19 protein-coding genes are annotated in these 21430 nt (G+C 71.5%); 10 read left to right on the top strand and 9 right to left on the bottom strand.

Annotated features, from left to right (window positions below; translation table 11 throughout):
* The first annotated feature begins 505 nt into the window (after positions 1 to 505).
* The 5 genes from ABH941_RS01345 to fxlM all read left to right on the top strand — a co-directional run bounded on the left by ABH941_RS01345 (position 506) and on the right by fxlM (position 4929).
* Positions 506 to 1237: a VOC family protein gene (locus tag ABH941_RS01345; RefSeq protein ID WP_370126637.1), complete on the top strand. Its 732-nt coding sequence runs from the start codon at positions 506 to 508 to the stop codon at positions 1235 to 1237.
* A gap of 30 nt (positions 1238 to 1267) precedes the next feature.
* The gene (locus ABH941_RS01340; RefSeq protein ID WP_370126636.1) at positions 1268 to 1651 is read left to right on the top strand and encodes an arsenate reductase family protein; all 384 of its coding nucleotides are present in this window, start codon (positions 1268 to 1270) and stop codon (positions 1649 to 1651) included.
* Positions 1652 to 1769: 118 nt separating this feature from the next.
* Positions 1770 to 2411 carry a hypothetical protein gene (locus tag ABH941_RS01335; protein WP_370126635.1) on the top strand — a complete coding sequence of 214 codons (642 nt, stop codon included), beginning with the start codon at positions 1770 to 1772 and terminating at the stop codon, positions 2409 to 2411.
* Between the two features lie 111 nt (positions 2412 to 2522).
* Positions 2523 to 3635, top strand: coding sequence for a chemotaxis protein (locus tag ABH941_RS01330; protein ID WP_370126634.1), 1113 nt, complete (start codon positions 2523 to 2525; stop codon positions 3633 to 3635).
* A 73-nt stretch (positions 3636 to 3708) separates the two neighbouring features.
* Entirely contained in the window at positions 3709 to 4929 is a 1221-nt protein-coding gene (gene fxlM, locus ABH941_RS01325; protein WP_370126633.1) for a methyltransferase, FxLD system, read from the top strand.
* A 36-nt stretch (positions 4930 to 4965) separates the two neighbouring features.
* Here fxlM and ABH941_RS01320 read toward each other — a convergent pair whose 3' ends face one another.
* The 4 genes from ABH941_RS01320 to ABH941_RS01305 form a co-directional block, all read right to left on the bottom strand.
* On the bottom strand, positions 4966 to 7359 hold the full coding sequence (locus tag ABH941_RS01320) for a glycoside hydrolase family 3 N-terminal domain-containing protein (protein ID WP_370126632.1): 2394 nt from the start codon (positions 7357 to 7359) through the stop codon (positions 4966 to 4968).
* A 78-nt stretch (positions 7360 to 7437) separates the two neighbouring features.
* Complete coding sequence (locus ABH941_RS01315; protein WP_370126631.1) at positions 7438 to 8292, bottom strand: carbohydrate ABC transporter permease; 855 nt, start codon at positions 8290 to 8292, stop codon at positions 7438 to 7440.
* A 2-nt stretch (positions 8293 to 8294) separates the two neighbouring features.
* Positions 8295 to 9224: a carbohydrate ABC transporter permease gene (locus ABH941_RS01310; RefSeq protein ID WP_370127060.1), complete on the bottom strand. Its 930-nt coding sequence runs from the start codon at positions 9222 to 9224 to the stop codon at positions 8295 to 8297.
* A gap of 83 nt (positions 9225 to 9307) precedes the next feature.
* A complete protein-coding gene (locus ABH941_RS01305; protein ID WP_370127059.1) occupies positions 9308 to 10567 on the bottom strand; it encodes an ABC transporter substrate-binding protein in 1260 nt (419 codons plus the stop codon).
* Between the two features lie 200 nt (positions 10568 to 10767).
* Here ABH941_RS01305 and ABH941_RS01300 point away from each other — a divergent pair, with 200 nt between their 5' ends.
* Positions 10768 to 11829 (top strand): LacI family DNA-binding transcriptional regulator, encoded by a 1062-nt coding sequence (locus ABH941_RS01300; protein ID WP_370126630.1) that lies wholly within the window; start codon positions 10768 to 10770, stop codon positions 11827 to 11829.
* Positions 11830 to 11837: 8 nt separating this feature from the next.
* Here ABH941_RS01300 and ABH941_RS01295 read toward each other — a convergent pair whose 3' ends face one another.
* Positions 11838 to 13148: a YhgE/Pip domain-containing protein gene (locus tag ABH941_RS01295; protein WP_370126629.1), complete on the bottom strand. Its 1311-nt coding sequence runs from the start codon at positions 13146 to 13148 to the stop codon at positions 11838 to 11840.
* A 160-nt stretch (positions 13149 to 13308) separates the two neighbouring features.
* On the opposite strand from ABH941_RS01295, the gene ABH941_RS01290 reads away from it, so the two are divergent.
* The 4 genes from ABH941_RS01290 (at position 13309) to ABH941_RS01275 (ending at position 16655) form a co-directional block, all read left to right on the top strand.
* Positions 13309 to 13788 carry a pyridoxamine 5'-phosphate oxidase family protein gene (locus ABH941_RS01290; RefSeq protein ID WP_370126628.1) on the top strand — a complete coding sequence of 160 codons (480 nt, stop codon included), beginning with the start codon at positions 13309 to 13311 and terminating at the stop codon, positions 13786 to 13788.
* A gap of 276 nt (positions 13789 to 14064) precedes the next feature.
* Positions 14065 to 14988 carry an ABC transporter substrate-binding protein gene (locus ABH941_RS01285; protein ID WP_370126627.1) on the top strand — a complete coding sequence of 308 codons (924 nt, stop codon included), beginning with the start codon at positions 14065 to 14067 and terminating at the stop codon, positions 14986 to 14988.
* Between the two features lie 12 nt (positions 14989 to 15000).
* Positions 15001 to 15918, top strand: a complete 918-nt coding sequence (locus tag ABH941_RS01280) for an amino acid ABC transporter permease (protein ID WP_370126626.1) — start codon at positions 15001 to 15003, stop codon at positions 15916 to 15918.
* Positions 15915 to 16655: an amino acid ABC transporter ATP-binding protein gene (locus ABH941_RS01275; RefSeq protein WP_370126625.1), complete on the top strand. Its 741-nt coding sequence runs from the start codon at positions 15915 to 15917 to the stop codon at positions 16653 to 16655. Before ABH941_RS01280 ends, ABH941_RS01275 begins: the two co-directional genes overlap by 4 nt.
* 12 nt (positions 16656 to 16667) lie before the next feature.
* Here the strand turns inward: ABH941_RS01275 and ABH941_RS01270 are convergent, their stop codons facing one another.
* The 4 genes from ABH941_RS01270 to ABH941_RS01255 all read right to left on the bottom strand — a co-directional run bounded on the left by ABH941_RS01270 (position 16668) and on the right by ABH941_RS01255 (position 21373).
* Positions 16668 to 18323, bottom strand: coding sequence for an ABC-F family ATP-binding cassette domain-containing protein (locus tag ABH941_RS01270; protein WP_370126624.1), 1656 nt, complete (start codon positions 18321 to 18323; stop codon positions 16668 to 16670).
* Positions 18324 to 18642: 319 nt separating this feature from the next.
* Complete coding sequence (locus tag ABH941_RS01265; protein WP_370126623.1) at positions 18643 to 18891, bottom strand: hypothetical protein; 249 nt, start codon at positions 18889 to 18891, stop codon at positions 18643 to 18645.
* The gene (locus tag ABH941_RS01260) at positions 18888 to 20630 is read right to left on the bottom strand and encodes an FAD-dependent oxidoreductase (protein WP_370126622.1); all 1743 of its coding nucleotides are present in this window, start codon (positions 20628 to 20630) and stop codon (positions 18888 to 18890) included. Before ABH941_RS01260 ends, ABH941_RS01265 begins: the two co-directional genes overlap by 4 nt.
* Positions 20627 to 21373, bottom strand: a complete 747-nt coding sequence (locus tag ABH941_RS01255) for a ferric reductase-like transmembrane domain-containing protein (protein ID WP_370126621.1) — start codon at positions 21371 to 21373, stop codon at positions 20627 to 20629. The genes ABH941_RS01260 and ABH941_RS01255 overlap by 4 nt, the downstream gene beginning before the upstream one ends.
* Positions 21374 to 21430 lie beyond the last annotated feature (57 nt).

The raw sequence follows: 21430 nt of genomic DNA, 5'->3' as shown, positions 1-21430 counted from the left end.
AGTGCTGGACCCGCTCAGCGAGCCGGATCCACCCCAGGATGAGCCCGGACCTCCCCAACAACCCCATCCGTGGGCCATTCGAGCGGTTTGGCCGGCTGCTGGGGGGAGCTACACCCACGCTGGGTGCCGTAGCAACCATATATGGGGGTAATTCACCCCAGCATGGTTGTAACTCCCCCCAGCACAGGCAATCCGGCCTGGAGAAACGTTTCTGCAGCCCCGGCACCGGCGCGCACCCGGCAACGCACGCCCCACCAACCACCCCGCTCCTCGTGGTTGCCGCGAGGCGGAGCCGAGCCACCCCAGCCCGGGACCGACCATCGCGCCCCACGGAGGCGACGGAGAATCACCGGGAGCAAACGCGCACGTCAGAGACGGCGTCGGGACGGTGGCTCGGCCGCGAAACGGACCCCGCTCCCGCCTCCCGACGGCGACGCCCCGCCTCCCCCAACCCACGACCCACCACCCGCACCGACTTGTCAGTGCCGGCTGCCACGATGTGCCCATGGACACCGTGGATCAGAAGCTGAGCAGTAAGCAGGCGTCGGACGAGGTCGGCGAGGAGGGGTGGCGTTTTCTGCTGGGTACCCTGCGTGCCTCCGTGCCGGTGGGGTCGCTGGGGCAGGGGGTCGAGGTTGCGGCACGTGCGGTTGCCGCGTGTGGGGATGACGCCGATGGTCACCTGCGTGTGGATGTCCGTCCGGAGCGGGTCGTGCTCACGCTGCAGTCACTGGTCCAGGCCGCTGTGACCAGGCGTGATACCGATCTCGCGCAGCGGCTCTCCGCAGTCGTGCGCGAGGCCGGGCTGCGGACGGAGCCCGAGCTCGGCACGGCGGCAGCACGGTCGGCACCGGCAGTGCGATCGGTGCAGATGCTGGAGATCGGGATCGACGCGCTCGACATCCCCGCCATCCGGCCGTTCTGGAAGGCGGTGCTGGGCTACACCGACGAGGCGGAGTCGACGGGGCCCAGCGATCCCCTCGTCGACCCGGTCGGGCAGGGGCCCGCGATCTGGTTCCAGCAGATGGACCAGCCTCGTCCGCAACGCAACCGCATCCACTTCGACCTGTGCGTCCCCCACGACGAGGCGCAGCACCGGATCGACGCCGCTCTGGCGGCAGGGGGCCGGCTCGTCTCCGCGACCCGTGCGCCGGCCTTCTGGGTGCTCGCCGACGGCGAGGGCAACGAGATCTGCGTGACGACCTGGCAGGGACGGGACGACAACGACACCCCTTAGCCGGGGGGACGGTGCGTAGGATCTGCTGCCATGGAGATCTGGATCAACCCCCGCTGCGGCAAGTGTCGAGTAGCCGTGCACGCGCTGGACGACGCCGGAGCCGAGTACACCGTGCGCCGCTACCTTGAGGACCCGCCCAGTTCCGCCGAACTGGAGACCGTCCTGCAGCGACTCGGCCTCGAACCCTGGGACATCGCGCGGACCGACGAGCCGGTCGCGAAGGACCTCGGCCTCAAGGACCAGGCCGCTTGGCCGCGTACCCCTGAGACCCGTATCCGTTGGATCGCCGCACTCGCACAGCACCCGATCCTGATCCAACGGCCCATCATCACCGCCGACGACGGCCACGCCGTTGTCGCCCGCACCGAGGAAGCCCTGCGCGGTGTCCTGCCCGGACGGAAGCAGCGGAAGTAGCCACGGCGACGCAACAGAGTGACGTCCGCCGACCCATCACATTCCGGCAACATGGCGTCAGCAACCGTCCCGGGGTGCCAATCTGACGCAAAGGAACACCAATCACGGGGGCACCGCCATGGCGTTCACCAGTTCGTCCGAGCCGTTCCAGGAGCCACCGCCGCGCCGGTCGCGCGGCCACATGGCGATAGGGGTCGCGGTTCTGCTGATGTTCTGCGTGCCGCTGCTGATCCTGGTGTCGACCGGGCCCGGCGCGGCGAAGAACGCCGCCGACCCGCCCGCCTCCCCCGGAGCCTCGGGTTCGGCCTCGGCCTCAGGTTCGGCCTCAGGTTCGCCGTCGACCGCGAAGACGCTCCGCCCCGTCGGCGCGGTCGACCCCTCCGGTGCAGCGGTCCCTGCATCCCCCGGCATCCCGCGCCCCTCCGGGTCCCGCCCGCTGATGCCCCCGCTGCCCCCGCCCGGGGCGCCCTGGCCCCCGCCGCCGGGGGCGCCCGTTCCCCCCGTCTGCACTCTCGAGTACCGGGTCGACTCCCACGGCGGCACCGTCTGGACCGCGATGACCGCTGTGAAGGGCGAGCTGACCGTCGAGGCCGTCTCGGCGGGGGCCACCCACCGCCAGGAGCTGCAGGCGCTGAAGGTCCCCGCCGAGGTGGGTGAGCTCCCGCTGACGGCCGCCATCGCCCAGGACCGCCAGCTCCACGCGACCCTGTCGGCCGCCGACGGCACTATCTCCACCTGCCTGGTCGGCCCACAGGCCTGAGCCGCCGGACTGCGCAGCTCGTTCTCCCCGCATATGGTCGATGACAGGTCAGCCTGTGCGCGGGTCGGGGAGGATCGGCGCACGGGGCCACCCTCTGCGGAATGAGCCCGTATGGATGCCGTCCTCAACGCCTCCGTCCTCGCCGAGCTGCGCCGGCCGCGCCCCTATCCCGCGGTGTCCGTCCTGGTGCCCACCCATCGCCGCGAGCCGGACAACGCCCAGGACCCGGTGCGACTGCGCAATCTGGTCGCAGAGGCGAAGGAGCGGATCCAGAGCGACCCGGCCGTGTCCCGGGCCGTCCGGATCAATGTGATCGAGCAGCTGGACCGGGCCGTGGCCGAGGTGGACCTGGTGCACGCCAAGGACGGCCTGGTGCTGTTCGCCGCCCCCGGGGAGCACCAGGTCTGGAGTCTCGCGCGGCCCGTGCCGGCCCGGGTGGTCCTCGCGGACACGTTCGTGACCCGCAACCTGGTCGCCTCCCACATCGCCGAGCAGCCCTACTGGGTGCTGGCGGTGGCCGCCGACCATGTCTCGCTCTGGAACGGAGTGCTGGACCGGCTGACCGAGCACCGGGCGGACGCCTTCCCGCTCACGCGCAGCCTGGAGGACCCGGACTCCGAGCGCAAGGAACGCATCGGGGACCTGCCCAGCATCTTCCGCGACGAGCAGACCCGCCAGTTCCTGCGCCAGTCGGCCGAGGCCGCGTCCGCCGTGCTGGAGGCCAACCGCCGCCCGCTGTTCCTGGTCGGCGAGGCAGCGGCGCTCTCGCTGCTGGGCGAGGCGTCCACCGGCCATGTGATCACCACCTTCAACGGGGCCGCCCAGATCACCCAGGGCGGCCTGGCGAAGGGCCCGGCGCAGTCGCTGTTCAAGGCGGTCGGCCCGGTGCTGGAGTCGCGGCAGCGACGGCGTGTCTCCGAGGTGCTCGCCGCCCTGGACCAGGCCCGCAGCCGCCGCGAGTTCGCCGCCGGACTCGACGAGGTCTGGCAGAACGTCACCCAGGGCCGGATCGCCTCCCTCAGCGTCGAGGAGAACTACCGGACCATCGTCCACGACGACGGCGAGCACCTGGTCCCGGCCGCAGACCCCACCCATCCCCATGCCCGCGAGGACATCGTCGACGAGATCATCGAGCGGGCCCTCGACACCGGCGCCGAGGTCACCTTCGTCCCCGACGACAGTCTCACCCGCATGGAGCACATGGCCGCCGTCCTGCGCTACTGACCGCCGGGCACCGCCAGCGGCCCTGCCACCAACACCGACACCGACACCGACACCGATCGTCGAGAATCCTCCCGTGACGAGATCCCAGGCCTATCGCGACAGGCTGGTGGACGCGCTGGTCGCGCAGGGCGCGATCAGCACCGCCGAGATCGAGGCGGCGATGCGGGCGGTGCCGCGCGAGCTGTTCCTGCCGGGCGTGCCGCTCGACCTGGTCTATGCCGACGACGTGGTGGTGACCAAGCGGGACGCGAGCGGCATGGCCCTCAGCTCGGCGTCCGCGCCGGGCCTGGTCGCCGAGATGCTGCGGATGACGCGGGCACGCGCGGGCCGGCGGATCCTGGAGATCGGCACGGCCACCGGGGTCAACGCCGCCTACCTGTCCCGGCTGGTGGGCCCGCAGGGACGAGTCGTCACCATCGAGATCGACCCCGACTTCGCCGCCGGGGCCCGCCGCGGCCTGGCGGCCACCGGGGCGGACAACGTCGTCCCGCTTCTGGGCGACGGAGAGTACGGCGCTCCCGACGCCGCACCCTTCGACGCCGTCGAGGTGACCGCCCAGGCCGGTGACATCGCCACCGCCTGGCTGGACCAGCTCCGCCCGGGCACCGGACGTCTCGTCGTCCCACTGACCCTGCGCGGGATCTCCCGCACCTTCGCCTTCGAGGCCGAGGAGGACCACTGGATCGCCACCGAGCAGCTCCCCAGCGGTTTCGTGCCCATCCGCGGCGACGGGGCCCGGCCCCAGCGCACCGTCGCGCTGCTCCCCGGGGCCGCCGGAGCCGATACGGCGCGGCTGCGCATCGACGACGACCAGCCCGCCGACGCGGCCTCGCTCAGGGCCGCCCTCGCCACTCCGGCGTACCGGCTGTGGACCGGGACGACCCTGCCGGGCGATGACGGAACCCTCTCCCACCTGGACATCTGGCTCGCCGCGTCCCTGGACCTGTACGGACGTTTTGTCAACGTCGGCCCGATCGTGGAGGCCGGTCCCGGCCCGCTCGGCTGGACGCCGCCGTTCGGGACTCCGGCCAGCTGGGACCGCGACACCGTCGCCTACCTGGCGCTGCGCCGCTGCCAGGGCTTCGCGGCCGGCTTCGAGCTGGGCGTCTGGGCGCACGGTCCGCACCGGGAACAGCTCGCGGCAGAGCTCGCTGACCAGATCCGGCACTGGGACCGGCACCGGCGCGGCGGCCCCGAGCCGGTCGTCCGCGCCTACCGGGCAGGCACCCCGGACCACCGTCTCGCCCCCGGCCGGATCGTGGACCGCCCGCAAACCCGCATGGTCATCGGCTGACCGGAAGCCCCGGCACCCGTCTGCCGCTGCCTCCGTTCAGCCCAGGGTCGCCGGGCAGGTCAGGGCGCGGGTGTGGTCGACGCGCCGTTCCGGTCCGGTGAGCAGGAGCGGGATGCGGGCGCGGATGTCGGCCTCGGCGCTGGAGGCGGCTAGGCGGAGCTCCAGGCGTCCGGGTTCGACCAGGCGGTGGCCGTCGCGGCCGGTGAAGGAGGTGGTGTCGGTGTGCAGCCGGAAGGTCACCCGGCGCTGCTCACCCGCCGGGATCTCCACCTTGGCGTAGCCGATCAGCCGTGACTCCGGACGGGTGACCTGGGCGACCAGGTCGTGCAGGTAGAGCTGGACGACCTCGGCGCCGTCGCGCGGGCCGGTGTTGCGGACCTGGAGGCTGATCTCGACCTCGCCGTCGGTGGGGACGGTGGCCGCCGATGCCTCGGCCCGGTCCCAGGTGAAGGCGGTGTAGCTGCGGCCGTGGCCGAAGGCGTACAGCGGGGTCGGGTCGAGGTTGCTGACCTCGTTGGCGCGGCCCAACGGCGGCTGCAGATAGGTCCAGGGCTGTCCGCCCGGGCCGACGGGAATCCCGACGGGGAGCCGCCCGGAGGGGTTGACCCGCCCGGAGAGCACTCCGGCGACCGCCGGTCCGCCCTCCTCGCCGGGGAAGAACGCCTGGACGACGGCGCCGAGACGGTCCGCCCAGCGCCCGAGGGCGTACGGGCGGCCCGTCAGCAGCACCAGCACGACCGGGGTCCCGGTCTCCAGCAGCGCGTCCAGGAACTCGCCCTGGACGCCGGGCAGGGTCAGGTCGTCGGCGTCGCAGCCCTCGCCGGAGGTGCCGCGGCCGAACAGGCCGGCCCGGTCGCCCAGCACAGCGACGCAGACCGACGACGCTTGCGCGGCGGCCACAGCCTCGGCGAAACCCTCCCGGGAGGGGGCGGAGACGTCGCAGCCGCGCACGTGCCAGAGCTCGGAGCCGGGCAGCTCGGCGCGGAGCGACTCCAGCAGCGTCGGCACCTCCACCCCGGTCGGTGTGCCCGGGTGCAGCACGCCCACGTGGGCGGGGAAGGAGTAGCAGCCCATCATGGCCATCGCCTCGTCGGCGAGCGGGCCGACCACGGCGACGGAACCCGGCAGCACGGCGTCCTGTCCAGCGGCGTCCTGTCCGGCCGGGCCGAGCGGGAGCACGCCGGCGGCATTGTCCAGCAGTACGACGGCCTGCTCAGCCAGGCGGCGGGCCAGCCCGCGGTTGTGCGGCGGGTCCAGGTCGACGCTGCCGCGCTCCTGACCGGCCCCGACCAGGGCGGCGGGTTCCGCCGACCAGTCCGGGTCCAGCAGCCCCAGTTCGCACTTCTGCAGCAGCACCCGGCGCAGCGCCCGCTCTACTGACGCCTCGTCAATATCACCACGGCGGACCGCGGAGACCAGCTCCTCGCCATAGGCCCGTACCGTGGGCAGCTCGACGTCCACGCCTGCGGTCAACGCCAGCCGGGCCGCGTCGGCCCGGTCGGCGGCAACGCGGTGCAGGGTCTCCAGGAAGCCGATACCGAAGTAGTCGGCGACCACCGTTCCCTCGAACCCCCAGGTGTCACGCAGGAGTTCGGTGAGCAGTCGCGGGTCCGCCGCGGCCGGGACGCCGTCGATCTCGGAGTAGGAGTGCATCACCGAACGGGCGCCGCCGTCCCGCAGGGCGTGCTCGAACGGGGGCAGGATGACATCGGCGAGCTCGCGGGCCCCGGCCCGGACCGGGGCGAGGTTACGGGCGCCGCTGGACGCCGAGTAGCCCGCGAAGTGCTTGAGCGTGGCGACGATCCCGGCCGACTCCAGCCCGGCCACATAGGCCGCGCCGACGGTGCCCACCAGGTACGGGTCCTCGCCGATGGTCTCCTCGACCCGGCCCCAGCGCAGGTCGCGGACCACGTCCAGGACCGGCGCGAGGCCCTGGAGCACGCCGACCGAGCGCAGGTCGCGGCCGATCGCGGCGGCCATCTCCCGTACCAGCTCCGGGTTCCAGGACGCGCCCCAGGACAGCGGCACCGGGTAGATGGTCGCGCCCCAGGCGGCGAAGCCGGCCAGGCACTCCTCATGGGCGACGGCCGGGATGCCGAAGCGGTTGGCCTCGGCTATCCGCTGCTGCGCGCGGGCCAGCGAGCGGGCGCCGAGCGCCGGGTCGACCGGCGCGGTGCCGAACGGCCGGGTCAGCTGGCCGAGTCCGGTGCTGATGAGCTTGTCCAGGTCGACCGGGTCGGCCAGGTTGTCGTGCATGTGCGGGGCGACGCCGCCGCCCTCCGCGTCCGCACCCACCCAGACGCCGTAGAGCTGGGCGACCTTCTCCTCCAGGGTCATCCGGCCCATCAGGTCGGCGACTCTGGCCCCGGCGGGCAGGGAAGGGTCCCGCCAGGGGTCGTGAGGGTTGCTGGGGTCGTGCTCGGTCGCCATCGGAGGAGGCGTCCTTTCGTGGATGCGGTGCTGATGGGCTGAGGGGCTGGTGGAATGAAGGCCCGGGAGGCCGGTGGGTCACTTGCCGCCGACGCCCATCAGGCCGCTGATCAGCGCCTTGCGGGCGAGCAGGTAGGCGACGAACATCGGGATGCCGGACAGCACCACGGCCGCCAGCGTCGCCGGGATGTTCACGCCGTACTGGCTGCTGAGCGTGTAGAGGCCGGTGGTCAGCACCCGCTCGTTGTCGGACTGGGTCAGGATCAGCGGGAAAATGAAGCCGTTCCACGCGTTCAGCGCGGTGAAGACGGCCACGGTGCTCAGCCCGGACCGGGACAGCGGGACGACCAGCTGCATCAGGATGCGGGCCTGGCCGGCGCCGTCCAGCGCCATCGCCTCGTACAGCTCCTCGGAGATGTCCCGCATGCTGCCGACCAGGATCAGCAGGGTGACCGGCATCGCGAAGGCCGCGGTGGGCAGGATGATGGCCGGCAGCGAGTCGTACAGGCCCATCTTCCCGATGATCACGTACAGCGGCACGATGGTGACCGGCGCCGGGATGGCCAGGCCGAGCAGGAAGATCCGAAACGCGAAGTCGGCCCATCGGCCCGCGCTGCGTACCACCACATAGGCGACCGGTACGCAGAGCACCACCACGGCGGCCACCGTGAAGGCGGTCACCAGCACGTTGTTGACCAGGAAGCCCCAGAAGCCGCTGTCGAGCACCAGCTTGTAGTTGCTCAGCGTCAGAGTCCTGGGCCAGGACAGCGGGTTGCCGCCGAGGGCCTCGTCCTGGGTCCGCAGCGAAGTGGTGACCAGGATGTAGAGCGGGACCAGGACGATGACCAGCCAGACGCCGGCGCCGAGGCCGGCCAGCGGGTTGGCCTTCAGCCGCAGACCCTTGAACCGGATTCCGCCGAAAGATTGACTCATCGTCACATCCCCTCCCGGGTGGAGCGCATGGACCCGAAGCCGGAGAACTTGACCATGAGCAGGGACAGCAGGGTGGAGACCACGACGAGAGCGGTGCCGAGCGCGCTCGCGTAGCCGAAGTCGAAGCCCTGGAAGGCCTCCCGGTACATCCCGTAGGACAGCGTGGTGCTGGAGGTTCCGGGGCCGCCCTGGGTGAGCAGGAAGACGGTCTCGAAGGAGGTGAGCGAGCCGACGATGATCAGCACCGAGGAGGTGGTGATCGTGTGCCGCAGCTGCGGCAGGGTGATGTGGAAGAACTGGCGCCAGCGGCCGCAGCCGTCGATGGAGGCCGCCTGGTACAGCACTTCGGGGATCTGCCGCGCCCCGCCCTGGTAGATAAGGGTGTGGAAGGGGATGAACTGCCAGCCGCCGACGAAGGCCACCGCGATCAGCGCACCGTTGGGCGAGCCGATGATGTTGCCGTCGGGGAAGCCGATCCACGGTCCGATGGTGGTGGCCAGACCGAAGTTGGGGTCCAGGATCGCCTTGAAGAGCAGCGCGATCGCGGTGGTGGACAGCACCAGCGGGATGAAGAAGACCGCCGACAGTACGGCCCGGTTCCTCTCCCGACCGGCCGCCCAGACGCCGAGCAGCAGGGCAACCGGAGTCTGGAAGGCCCAACTCAGCACGGTCAGCACGACGGTGGTCGCGGTCGCCTGGCGGACGTCGCTGTCCTGGAACAGCCGGGTCCAGTTGGACAGGCCGGAGAACTGCGGCGTGCCGAGGCCGCCCCAGCTTCCGCAGAAGGAGAGGTAGACCGCGTAGACCATGGGGACCACGGCGAAGACCGCGAAGAACAGCACGCCGGGCACCGCCCAGCCGGGGCTGGGCCGCCCGACCCGCGCGGCCGCACTGCGGCGGCCCGGCGCTGCCTCCCGGGCGTCCTGAACCATGGCGTCCTGGCCCTGCTCACCGGCCTGGGCCCGGCCCGGCCCGCCGTCCGTACCGGCGGGCCGGGCCTCTGCTTGACGGGACATTACTTGAGCGCCTTCATGTCGGTGACGAACTGCTCGGGGCTGACCTGACCGGCGAAGAGCTTGCCGATCTCGGTGGTCATCCGGGTGGCCTGGGTGGCCGGCAGCGCCTGGTCCCACGACAGCTGGAAGGACGGGGCCTTCTGCACCATGTCGTACTGGAACTGCGCGAACGCGGGGTTGGGCGAGCTGCCGAGCAGGCTCTTGGCCGAGGTGGTGGCCGGGACGTCCCCGTTGGCGACCAGCTTGTTCGCGTAGTCCGAGGAGGCCATCGCCTTGAGGAAGGCGATCGCGGCGTCCTTGTTCTTGGTGTGCGCGTTGACGGACCAGTAGTTGGTCGGGTTGCCGACCACGTCGGCCGCGTCACCGGTGCCGCCGTCCACCGTCGGGAAGTTGACCCAGCCCTCGTCCTTGGTGGCGAAGTCCTTGTGGTTCGCCAGCTGGTTGGAGTAGTCCCAGGTGCCCATCAGCTGCATCGCGGCCTTGCCGGTGCCGAGCAGGGTCGGTGCGGCGTTGTTGGTGTAGCTGGTGGCGGTGAAGGTCTTGCCGAAGGCGCCGTCGTCGATGAGCTGCTTGGCGATCTGTGCGGCCTTCAGCACCGCCGGGTCGCCCCAGGCGGAGGAGTCGCCGGCGGCGATCTTCTGGAAGACCGTGGGCCCGGCGATGCGGTCGAGCAGCTCCTCCAGCCACATCTGCTCGGTCCAGGCGTCGGCGCCGCCGAGCGCGACCGGGGTGATGTTCTTGGCCTTCAGGGTGGTGATGGCCGTCTGCAGCGCCGCCCAGGTGGTCGGGGCCTGCAGGCCGTTCTGGGCGAACAGGGTCTTGTTGTAGAAGAGCACCACCGGCTGCATGCCGCGCATGGGTATGCCGTAGTTCTTGCCGTCGAGGGCGCCGGCCGCGAGGACCGAGGGGAGGAAGGAGCTCTTGAAGGAGGCGTCCTGGGTCAGATAGGGCGTCAGGTCCAGCAGCTCGCCCGCGTCGACGAAGGACTTGATGCTGCCGCCGCCCCAGTTGTAGAGCAGGTCGGGAGCGTTGGGCGAGCCCATCACCGCGTTGAGCTTGTTCTGGTAGGAGTCGCCGGGGACCTCGACCAGCTTGACCTTGACCTTGGAGGTCTTGTTGAACTCGGCGACCGCCGCTTCCTGGACCTTCACGGCGCCGTCGCCGTAGACGTACGCGGTCAGCGTCCCACCGCCGGAGCCCGAGCCCGATCCGGAGCCGCAGGCAGCGGTCAGCAGACCGAGACAGACCGCCCCCACCATCGCGGTGGTTCTGACAGCCCGCCGACTCCCCTGCCGAGCACTGTTCGACCTGATCGCCATTGCACACACCTTCGTGTCGAATGTTTCGAAGCAAAGTCCGAATGATTACGGGGAACTTAAGCGGCAGTTGCGATCGACGTCAAGAGATCACCGAGAGGATCTCGTTCCCGTTCCGGTCACGATCGGCTAGCATCTCCGCCATGAGCACCGCCCGAGAACCCCATCTGCGCAGCGAGAACGGCTCCTCGTCCGGTGGAGCGACGCTCGCTGAGATCGCCCGCGCCGCGGGCGTATCAGCTCCGACAGTTTCGAAGGTTCTCAACGGACGTTCGGACGTGGCCCCCGCCACCCGGCTCCGCGTCGAGGAACTCCTCCAGCAGCACGAGTACCAGCCGCGGCGGCGCAGCGGCCCGGCCCCGTCGTCCCTGCTCGACCTGGTGTTCCACGAGCTGGAGAGCCCCTGGGCGATGGAGGTCGTCCGCGGGGTGGAGGCCGTCGCCCGCGACGAGGGCCTGTCGCTGGTCGTCTCGGAGTCGGCAGGGCGGCTCAGCCCCGGGCAGAGCTGGGTCGACGCGGTGCTGGCCCGGCGGCCGGTCGGGGTGATCCTGGTCCTCTCCGACCTCGACCAGGCCCAGCGCGACCAGCTGACCAGCCGCGGCATCCCCTACGTGGTGATCGACCCGGCCGGCGACCCGGGTTCCGACGTGCCCGCCATCGGCGCCACCAACTGGCAGGGCGGCCTCAGCGCCGCCCGCCACCTGCTCGAACTGGGACACCGCAGGATCGGCGTGATCAGCGGACCGGCCCGGATGATGTGCAGCCGGGCCCGGGTGGACGGCTACCGGGCCGCGCTCGACACCGCCGGGGTGCCCTTCGACGAGACCCTGGTCTCCGAGGGCGACTTCCACCACGAGACCGGATACACCGCCGGACTGGAGCTGCTGGCCCGGCCGGACCGGCCGACCGCCATCTGCACCGGCAACGACCTCCAGGCGCTCGGCCTCTACGAGGCGGCCCGCGAGCTCGGACTGCGCATCCCGCACGACCTCAGCGTGGTCGGTTTCGACGACCTCCCGCTCGCCCGCTGGGTCGGCCCGCCGCTGACCACCGTCCGCCAGCCGCTGGTGGAGATGGCCGAGTCCGCCGTCCGCTTGGTCCTCGACCTTGCCCGCGGCAGCACCCCGGCCACCCGCCAACTCGACCTGGCCACCCGGCTGGTCGTACGCAGCAGCACCGCTCCCCCGGCGGGAGACCGGTCGTAGCCGCGCGCCTACGAGGTCTCCGGGACCATCCGGTGCAGGCCCTTGCGGTCGTAGTAGGAGGTCGCGGCCAGGCCGAAGGCGAGGGCGACCGCCACGCCGATAGCGATCATGATCCAGGCGCGGGTGAGGCCGGCCTCGGCGCGGGCGTCGAAGTAGAGGATGGCCCGCATCCCCCCGCTCAGCTGCCGCATCGGCTCGAACACGGCCAGCCAGCGGTAGAAGCCGGGGAGTGCCTCCAGCGGGATCGTGGCGCCGGAGGAGGGCAGCGCCAGCACGATGAAGACGAACATGCTGACCAGCTGGCCGATGCCGCCGAAGGCGGCGTTGATGGACTGCACCCCCAGACCCACCGTGGCGCTGGCGCAGAACGAGAACACCCACAGCAGCCACAGATGCGAGGCGTCCATCCCCAGCAGCGCCACGCACATCAGCATGATCAGCCCGGATGTCAGCGCGGCGACGACCACGGACATGACCCACTTGACCAGCAGGGTCCGGGTGCGGTTGATCGGCACCGCCGGGCGGCGGGTGTGCCAGGGGCCGATCTCGCTGTCCGCGTAGCCCAGGCCCACGTCGACGCCGTTGCTGATGACGTTGCCGCCCATGAAACCGGCGAGCACCAGCAGCAGGGTGTAGTAGAAGGCGGTCAGGCCCAGTCCGCTGTGGGTGCCGATCGGGTGGCCGACCTGGACCGAGACGGTGATCGGGTCGGCGAGCAGCAGCCGAGCGGCGCTGCTGGCGCTGCCGTCGGCCACCGTCGGCGCGGCGGCGGTCAGGGACTTGCCGAGCTCCCGCGAGGCCTGGTGGGCGGCGGTCTGGTTGATGGTGCTGGCGAAGGAGGAGGCCAGGCTGCCCACACCCGGATTGGTGAGCACGTTCAGGGTGGGCCGCGCCGGGCTCGCCGTACCGGTGCTGCCGAGCGCGGCCACCGCCGCGGTGAAGCCGGCCGGCACCTCCAGCACTCCGTCGAGCCTGCCCGAGGCCAGCTGCTGCTGGGCCTCGGACTGGTCCAGCCGCCGCCAGGAGGCCTGCCGCCTGGGGTCGGCGGCGGTGGCGATCGAGTCGGTGATCTGCGCGCCGAGGTTGGTCTGCCGACCGGCCACCACTCCGCCGCGGTCGGCGTTGACCAGCCCGACCGGCAGCCGGTGCAGGTTCCCGTTGGGATCGACGATGCCGCCCATGTAGAAGAGCGAGAGCAGCAGCACCACCAGCGAGACGATGGCCGTGGGGAAGATCCAGATCTTGGGATTGCGCAGCACCTGGAGCGGGCGCACCTGCCCCGGGCGTGCCCGGTCCTCACGGGGGAGAGGGGAAGACATGGCACTCCAGGGGCTGGGACGGTCGGCCTTGGGCAACGTAACCGCTGACGCCGCCCGGACCGGGCGGCCCGCCCGCCCGCGCACCGCGGTTCTACCCGACTGGCCGAGCGGACGTCTGATTGGATGGGCCGCCGGACCCACTACCCGACACGGAGCTCCGTTGACCGGCCCCACCGAGCACCCGCCCCACTCCCCCGCCGACTACCCGCCCGAGATCCGCGCCGCGCTCGCCGCGCACACCACGCTCACCCTCGCGTATGCCGACGCCGAGGGCCCCGGCGCCTGCGCCGTGCTCTACGCCTGCGCGCCGGACGGCTCACTGGTGCTGGTCACGGCCCGCACCACGCGCCACGGCAGCGCGCTGGCCGCCGACGGCTCGGTGGCCTTCACCGCGCAGGCGGACGGCCAGGACTGGCAGTCGCTGACGGGCGTTCAGGGCCGGGGGCGGTGCCTGCTGCTGACGGGTGACCAGCGGGACACCGGCTGGGCGGCGTACGCCGCCCGGTTCCCCTTCGTCGGCGCCGATCCGCGCCTCGGCGAGGCGCTGCGACGCACCGACCTGTGGACCCTGCGACCCGACTGGCTGCGGCTGATCGACAATGGCAGGGGTTTCGGACACAAGCAGGAGTGGCCCGCCTGACCGCACCCCGCAGCGTTCCCGAACCCGCCGCAGGGCCGCCACCTGCGGCGTCTCACCAGCTGACATGTTGCCCGGGCGTTACCGAAACGTAGCCGATGCGATTGACAGGGCACCGCACTGACCGAAATGCTCGACGAATGTCCGGAACCACCCCCCTGATACGCCGCCGTCACGTGGACCACGAGCGCTGCGCCGCCGACCTGTGTAGCTGAGCGCATCGCCCTCGCCGCTTCGACCGTGCCGTTCTTCCGGACCCCATCGCAAAGGAACATCCTCGTGTCCCGTGCCCGTACAGCTCTCGTCGCGTCCGTCGGAGCCGTCCTCGCCCTGACGGCCGCCGCCTGCGCCCCGCAGTCCACCACGTCCTCGTCGTCGGCGTCTTCGTCGTCAGCGACGGCGTCCGGCAGCGCCTCGGCCGGGGGCAGCGCCACCGCAGTCGCCGCCTCGTGCTCGACGAGCAGCCCGAGCCTGTACAAGCAGGGGCAGCTGACGGTCGCCACCGACTCGCCGGCCTACGCGCCGTGGTTCGACAGCAACAAGCCGTCCAACGGCAAGGGGTTCGAGAGCGCCGTCGCCTACGCGGTGGCCGGGAAGCTCGGCTTCAGCGCCGCCCAGGTGAAGTGGGTCGTCGAGCCCTTCGACAACTCCTACGCCCCCGGCGCGAAGAACTTCGACTTCGACATCAACGAGATCTCCGCGACCGCGCAGCGGGCCAAGGCCGTGGACTTCTCCACCGGCTACTACACGGCCGACCAGGGCGTCCTGGTGCTGAACAAGTCGGGGTACGCCACGGCAACCTCGCTGAGCGCACTCAAGAACGCCAAGATCGGTGTCCAGGTGGCCACCACCAGCTACCAGGCGGTGGTGAACGAGATCAAGCCGACCAAGGCGCCCAGCGTCTACAACACCACCAACGACGAGGTCCACGCGCTGCAGAACGGCCAGATCGACGCCATCGTCACCGACATGCCGACCGTGTTCTACCTGGCCAGCGCGGAGCTGACCGGTGGGAAGATCCTCGGCCAGTTCAACTACTCCGGCGGCACGCCCGAGGAGTTCGCGCTGCTGCTGAAGAAGAACAGCGGGCTCACCGGCTGCGTGAACCAGGCCATCGCGGCGCTCAAGGCCGACGGCACCCTCACCAAGATCACCGACCAGTGGCTGTCGGCCTCGGCCAACGTCACCACGCTGAAGCAGTAGCGGGCCCGGGCCATGGACGTCAGCACCGAGGACAGCGGCGGCGGCACCGAGACCGGCGAAAGCGGCGACGCCGACGCTCACATGGAGTACCGGCCCAGCGCCGGCCAGCTGGAGCGGGAACGGTTCCGCCGTTCCCGCAAACGGCGCGACCAGTGGATCGCCACCCTGTGCACGGTGGCGTTCGTGGTGCTGGTGGTCGTCGGCATGGTGGCCTCCCCGGGCTGGGAGCGGGTGCACACCTACTTCCTGGACCACTCGGAGTTCACCAAGACGCTTCCGGCGATCCTCCGGGGCTTCTGGCTCAACGTCCAGATGTTCCTGATCGCCGAGGTGCTGATCCTGGTCTTCGGGCTGCTGATGGCGGTGGTCCGGGTCACCCGGGCCCCCGGTCTGCTGCCGCTGCGGCTGGCGGCGACCCTGTATGTGGACGTGTTCCGCGGGGTGCCGACGCTGCTGCTGGTGTTCCTGGTCGGCTTCGGCCTGCCGGCCCTGCAGCTCCAGGGCACACCCTCGCAGCCCTGGGTGCTCGGGGTGATCGCCCTGGTGCTGTCCTACACCGCCTATGTCGCCGAGGTCTTCCGGGCCGGCCTGAACTCGGTGCACCCGGCGCAGCGCAACGCGGCCAGGGCGCTCGGGCTGAACGAGACCCAGACGCTGCGGCATGTGATCCTGCCGCAGGCGGTGCGCACCGTCATCCCGCCGCTGCTCAACGACTTCATCTCGCTCCAGAAGGACACCGCGCTGGTCGCCGTGCTCGGCCCGCTGGAGGCCCTGCGGGTCGCCCAGATCAACGCGGACTACGACTTCAACTACACCCCCTACCTGGGCGCCGCACTCTTGTTCATCGCCATCACCATCCCCATGACCAGGTACGCCGACCGACTCCAGCGCAAGGTGGCGCAGCGCACCTGGGCGGAGGCGGGACGGTGAGCGAGCCCCTGCTGCGGATCCGCGGCCTGCGCAAGCAGTACGGCGAGCGCCTGGTGCTGCGCTCCATCGACCTGGACGTCGCCGAGCACCAGGTGGTCTGCCTGATCGGCGGTTCGGGCTCGGGCAAGTCGACGCTGCTGCGCTGCGTCGACCTGCTGGACACCGTCGACGACGGCACCATCCACCTGGGCGGCACCGAGCTGACCGATCCGCGCCTGGACGTCCACGCCGCCCGCCGCCGGATCGGCATCGTCTTCCAGGCCTACAACCTCTTCCCGCACCTGAACGTGCTGGACAACATCACCCTCGCCCCGCGCAAGGTGCACAAGGTGCCGCGCGGGCAGGCCGAGGAGCGCGCCCGGGAACTGCTGACCCGGCTCGGCCTCGCGGACAAGGCGCGGGACTATCCGGACCGGCTCTCCGGCGGCCAGCAGCAGCGCGCCGCGATCGCCCGCGCGCTGGCCACCGAACCGGAGGTGCTGCTCTTCGACGAGATCACCTCCGCGCTCGACCCGGAGCTGGTGGGCGAGGTGCTGGACGTGGTGGCCGACCTCAAGCAGCGCGGCCTGACCATCCTGATGGCCACGCACGAGATGGGCTTCGCCCGGCACGCCGCCGACCAGGTCTGCTTCCTGGAGGACGGCGTGATCCGCGAACAGGGCACCGCCGAACAGCTCCTCACCGACCCGCAGCACGAGTCGACCCGCCGCTTCCTGACCCGCGTACTGGACCGCTGACGGACAGCGCGCTCACTCCTGCGGCGGGTGCCAGCGGGTCAGTCCCGTGCCGCGGTCCAGCCGCAGCCAGCGGGTGATGCCGAGGCCGCGCAGGAACGGCAGGTCGTGGCTGGCCACGACCAGAGCCCCCGGGTAGGAGGCCAGCGCCGTGGAGAGCTGGCGGACGCTGGCCAGGTCCAGGTTGTTGGTGGGCTCGTCCAGCAACAGCAGTTGCGGGGCCGGCTCCGCCAGCATCAGCGCGGCCAGCGCCGCGCGGAAGCGCTCGCCGCCGGACAGGGTGGCCGCCTGCTGGTCCGCCCGGGCTCCGCGGAACAGGAAGCGGGCCAGCCTGGCCCTGATCTCGTTGTCCGTGGCCGAGGGGGCGAACCTGGCGACATTGCCCACCACCGACAGACTGTCGTCGAGCGTGTCCAGCCGCTGCGGCAGGTAGCGCAGCGGCACCGCCGGGTCGACCTCGCCGGCCAGCGGGGCGAGTTCGCCGACCAGGGTGCGCAGCAGCGTGGTCTTGCCCGCGCCGTTCGCGCCGACCAGGGCGATCCGCTCGGGGCCGCGCAGGTCCAGGTCCAGTGACATCCCGTCGTCGGCATACCGGGTTCGCAGCCCACGGAGCGTCAGCACCGTTCGTCCGGCCGGGACCTGACTGGCCGCCAGGTCCACCCTGATCTCCGCGTCGGCACGGACCGCCGACTCCGCGCCGGCCAGGCGCTCCCTGGCCTCGGCCACCTTCTCCTGCTGCTGGATCCGCAGCTTGCCCGAGGAGACCTGTGCCTGCTGCCTCCGCGCGTTCATCACGATCCTGGGCTCGCGCTTGCTGTCGTACTGCTTCTGCCCGAAGCGTTTCCGCCGCGCCAGCGTGATCTGAGTGTCCACCAGTTCCCGCTGCTGGCGGCGTACATCGGCCTCGGCGACCCGCACCATGCGTTCGGCCGCCTCCTGCTCGACGGCCACCGCCTGCTGGTAGGCGCTGAAGCCGCCGCCGTACCAGTGCACGGCGCCGTCGCGCAGATCGGCGATCCGGTCGACGTGCTCCAGCAGCTCCGGGTCGTGGCTGACCACGACCAGCGCGCCGCGCCAGGAGCCGACCACCTCGTGCAGCCGCTGCCGGGCGTCCAGGTCCAGGTTGTTGGTGGGCTCGTCCAGCAGCAGCACATCGGGCTGCCGCAGCAACTGCCCGGCCAGGCCCAGCAGTACGGCCTCACCGCCGGAGACCTCGCCGACGGTGCCGTCGAGGCGAACGGCCTGCAGCCCGAGCCGGTCCAGGGTCGCCCGGGCCCGCTCCTCGACGTCCCAGTCGTCACCGACGGCGGCGAAGTTCTCCTCGGTGGTCTCGCCGCGCTCAATGGCCAGCAGCGCGGACCGGACCTCGGCGATACCCAGCACCTCGGCCACCGGCAGGGTCGCGTCCAGGACCAGGTTCTGCGGGAGGTGTCCGAGTCTGCCGGTGACATTGACACTGCCGGCGTCCGGCAGCAACTCCCCGGTGAGCAGCCGCAGCAGGGTCGACTTGCCGGAGCCGTTCAGCCCGACCAAGCCGGTGCGGCCGGGGCCGACGGACAGGTCGAAGCCCTGGAACAGGGTGCGGCCGTCCGGCCAGGTGAAGCCGAGCCCGGAGCAGACCAGCGAGGCCGCGGGGGCGGTGGGGGTGTGGGCATGGGTCGGATGAGACATGGAGCAGCTCCCGTTGTCAGTGCGGATGCGGACCTCTCTCCTGGAGGTCCGGTGACAGCGCGGAGGGAGACACCGACAGCACCACCGCAGGGATCGACACTGCGGGAGCACCCGCGAAAAAGCCGCCCAGGAACAGGGCATGGCCGATCGCCGAGGTCGGACGGGGCACGCGAGCGCACAAGGATGACCAAGCGCTACGGTGTCTCCGAGCTCAGACGGACAACGGCCTTCTCCTGTCGGGCGGCATCAGGTACAGCGGGAGCTTAGGCGGGCCCCCGTCGCGACCACAACCGGTTTTCGTCGCGACGGGGGACGACCGTCAACCGACCCTGGAGGACGGCGTCGCGGAAGCGGGCACCGGGGATCCCGTCCTGACCGCCGGCGCCTTGCTGGGCGGCATCGGCGTGGCGGTCACCAGCACCCTGGCGTAGGCGCCCATGGCCGCCAGCAGCACGACCAGGATCACCAGCCAGCGCAGGTGCATCCGGGCCGGCAGGCTCAGCATCCAGGGCAGCACCCCGCCGGAAGGGGCCCGTCCGGTGCGGCGGTTGCGACTGCGACGGCTCATCGACGCCTCCTTCGGCTCGCGATACGCGCGTGCGGACGGGTACGGCCGATCTCGTCCCGGTAGGCCAGCAGTTCCAGCGGCATGTCGAAGGCGACCACCGCGACCGTCTGCGGGCCGTACTCGGTCGGGCGGGTGTAGCGGGCGAGGAAGCGCTCGGAACGCAGGGAGCCCTCCACCACCTCGACCTCCTTCCCGAGCGCGGGGCTGCCCACCGCCTGGATGCGGGTGCCGTGCTGCTCCGACCAGAAGCGCGGCACGGGGGTGAAGCGGGCCGCGCGGTCGGGGCCGCGCAGCAGCGAGTCGGCGGCGTGCTGCCCCATCTCGACGGCGTGAATCAGGTGTTCGACCCGCCGCGGCTGGGCGTCGAACCGCGCGTTGGGCCAGCGGGCCACGTCGCCGGCCGCGACGATATTGGGGTGGGACCGGCCCCACTGGTCGACGGCATGGCAGGTGGGGTCGCAGAGCACGCCGTCGGAGACGTCGAGGCCGCTGCCGCGCAGCCACTCGGTCCGCGGCTCGCTGCCCAGCCCGAGCACCACGAAGTCGCAGTCCAGGACCGCGCCGTCGTCCAGCCGCAGTCGCAGCACGTCGCCGTGGTCCAGCCAGTCGGTGATCTCGGTGCCGAGCCGGACGTCGACGCCGGCCCGCCGCTGGATGTCGCCGACCACGGTGCCGACCTGCTTGCCGAGCACCCGGCGCAACAGCGGGGCGCTGTGCACCACCAGGGTGACGTCCATCCCGTGTTCCCTTGCGGTGCAGGCCAGTTCGCAGCCGACGAAGCCGCCGCCGAGGATCACCACATGGTGGGCGCGGGCGGCGTGCATGGCCCGCCGGACCGCCTCGGCGTCCTCCAGGGTGCGGATGGTGCGTACCCGGTCGCTGAAGACCGGCGCCTCGGGCAGGCGCTTGGCGTCCACGCCGGTCGCCAGGACCAGTCCGTCGTAGGGCAGCCGCTCCCCGCCGCGCAGTTCCAGGGTCCGGCGCTCGACGTCCAGTCCGACCAGCCGGGTGTCCAGCAGCCAGTGCGCGTCCAGCGTCTCGTCGGCCCGGAAGGTGAGGTCCGCACCGCCCAGCGCACCGGCCAGGTACTGCTTGGACAGCGGCGGACGGCTGTAGGGGCGGCGGGCCTCCTCGCCCACCAGGACCAGCTCGCCGTCGAAACCCCGGTCCCTGAGCCTGGTCGCGGCGCTCAGGCCGGCCAGCCCGCCGCCGGCCACGACGATGCGTCGGCGGCTGGTCCGCGCGGCGGCGCCACTGCGCAGCGGCCGCACCGGGCTCCGGCCGTCGGCGGAACCGCCGCCCGGCGCGTCGCCGCCGCGGATGGCGATGGCCTGCATCGGGCAGCAGCGCACCGCCTGCCGGGCCTGGGCCGCGAACTCGGCGGGCACGCTCCGGGTGTAGTGCAGCGACCCGCCCTCGGAGATCCGGAAGACCTCCGGCGCCTCCTGCTGGCAGATGCCGTAGATGTGGCAGCGGTTGTTGTCGACGCTGACCCGGACCGGCTCGGCCTCCGCGACCAGCGCCGGGTGCACCGGCTCGAAGGAGTCGGCGGGGACCGGCGCGGGCCGGTGCTCGACCGGCACGGGCTGCCGGCTCTGCGGGACCAGGAGGCGCCCCGGCTGCTGGTACTGGTACGCCTGCTGGGGCTGCACCGGCACCGGGTACCAGTGGCCGGTCGGCGGATCCGGCAGCGGGCCGGTGAGTGGGTCGGTCAGGGGATCGATCAGCGGATCGGTCATCGGACGGCCCCCGGGCTACCGGGGAAGGCCCGCTGCCTCAGCCTGGAGCGTGAGGGGAAGGCCCGGATCAGGAACGCCAGCAGGCACGTCCCGGCTCCGGCGGCGATGCCGATCGCCACCAGGTTGTCGTGCCGCGGCTCGGGATGCACCAGGAAGATGTGCAGCCAGATCAGCCCGAAGGCCACATAGGCCAGTTGATGGAACCTCAGCCAGCGGTGGTAGCCGAGCCGGCGCTGCAGCCAGACCGAGCAGCCGACGGCGATGGCCAGTTCGGTGCCGAGGATGCCGAAGCCCACCGGGATCCGCTGCACCCCGCCGACGAACGGGACGGTCAGTTCGCGTGCGCCGATCTGCCAGATCGGCTGGTAGAGGAAGGTGAAGCCATGCAGGGCGCCGAAGATCAGCGCGGACAGCGCCAGCACCATGTGGGCGCCGTAGAAGGTCGACCGGTTGACGGCGCGTTGCATGAAACGGAGCCGCAGCACCACACCGAGCACAATGGTGGCGACCATCAGCACATACGCGATCAGGGCGAACACCCTGGCGATCAGATGGACACCCTGGTCGTAGCTGACGCCCTTGTCGTAGGCGTCCAGCGGCGAACCGGGTATCGGCGCGACCGCAACGGCGGCGGTCGGCGCGAACAGAGCGGGGACGACGAACCCCAGCAGCACGAGGACGAGTACGGCCGTGCCGGCCCGGGTCTTCCGTCGGCGGTTGCTCGGGGGTGCAACCGTGGTCATGTCCTGGACTCCTTGCGTCGGCGCGCCCCCGGAAGCCCGGCAGGTAAAGGCCCGGAT

It is taken from the genome of Streptacidiphilus sp. EB103A (assembly GCF_041261405.1).
GTDB lineage: Bacteria > Actinomycetota > Actinomycetes > Streptomycetales > Streptomycetaceae > Streptacidiphilus.
Note: the sequence above shows the minus strand (reverse complement) of the source record. Positions and strands in the feature narration are given on the sequence as shown.

Coding starts and splice junctions, on each gene's coding strand:
- ABH941_RS01345 (WP_370126637.1), top strand. CDS start 506: ATGGACACCGTGGATCAGAAGCTGAGCAGTAAGCAGGCGTCGGACGAG.
- ABH941_RS01340 (WP_370126636.1), top strand. CDS start 1,268: ATGGAGATCTGGATCAACCCCCGCTGCGGCAAGTGTCGAGTAGCCGTG.
- ABH941_RS01335 (WP_370126635.1), top strand. CDS start 1,770: ATGGCGTTCACCAGTTCGTCCGAGCCGTTCCAGGAGCCACCGCCGCGC.
- ABH941_RS01330 (WP_370126634.1), top strand. CDS start 2,523: ATGGATGCCGTCCTCAACGCCTCCGTCCTCGCCGAGCTGCGCCGGCCG.
- ABH941_RS01320 (WP_370126632.1), bottom strand. CDS start 7,359: ATGGCGACCGAGCACGACCCCAGCAACCCTCACGACCCCTGGCGGGAC.
- ABH941_RS01315 (WP_370126631.1), bottom strand. CDS start 8,292: ATGAGTCAATCTTTCGGCGGAATCCGGTTCAAGGGTCTGCGGCTGAAG.
- ABH941_RS01310 (WP_370127060.1), bottom strand. CDS start 9,224: ATGGTTCAGGACGCCCGGGAGGCAGCGCCGGGCCGCCGCAGTGCGGCC.
- ABH941_RS01305 (WP_370127059.1), bottom strand. CDS start 10,567: ATGGTGGGGGCGGTCTGTCTCGGTCTGCTGACCGCTGCCTGCGGCTCC.
- ABH941_RS01300 (WP_370126630.1), top strand. CDS start 10,768: ATGAGCACCGCCCGAGAACCCCATCTGCGCAGCGAGAACGGCTCCTCG.
- ABH941_RS01295 (WP_370126629.1), bottom strand. CDS start 13,148: ATGTCTTCCCCTCTCCCCCGTGAGGACCGGGCACGCCCGGGGCAGGTG.
- ABH941_RS01280 (WP_370126626.1), top strand. CDS start 15,001: ATGGACGTCAGCACCGAGGACAGCGGCGGCGGCACCGAGACCGGCGAA.
- ABH941_RS01270 (WP_370126624.1), bottom strand. CDS start 18,323: ATGTCTCATCCGACCCATGCCCACACCCCCACCGCCCCCGCGGCCTCG.
- ABH941_RS01265 (WP_370126623.1), bottom strand. CDS start 18,891: ATGAGCCGTCGCAGTCGCAACCGCCGCACCGGACGGGCCCCTTCCGGC.
- ABH941_RS01260 (WP_370126622.1), bottom strand. CDS start 20,630: ATGACCGATCCGCTGATCGATCCCCTGACCGACCCACTCACCGGCCCG.
- ABH941_RS01255 (WP_370126621.1), bottom strand. CDS start 21,373: ATGACCACGGTTGCACCCCCGAGCAACCGCCGACGGAAGACCCGGGCC.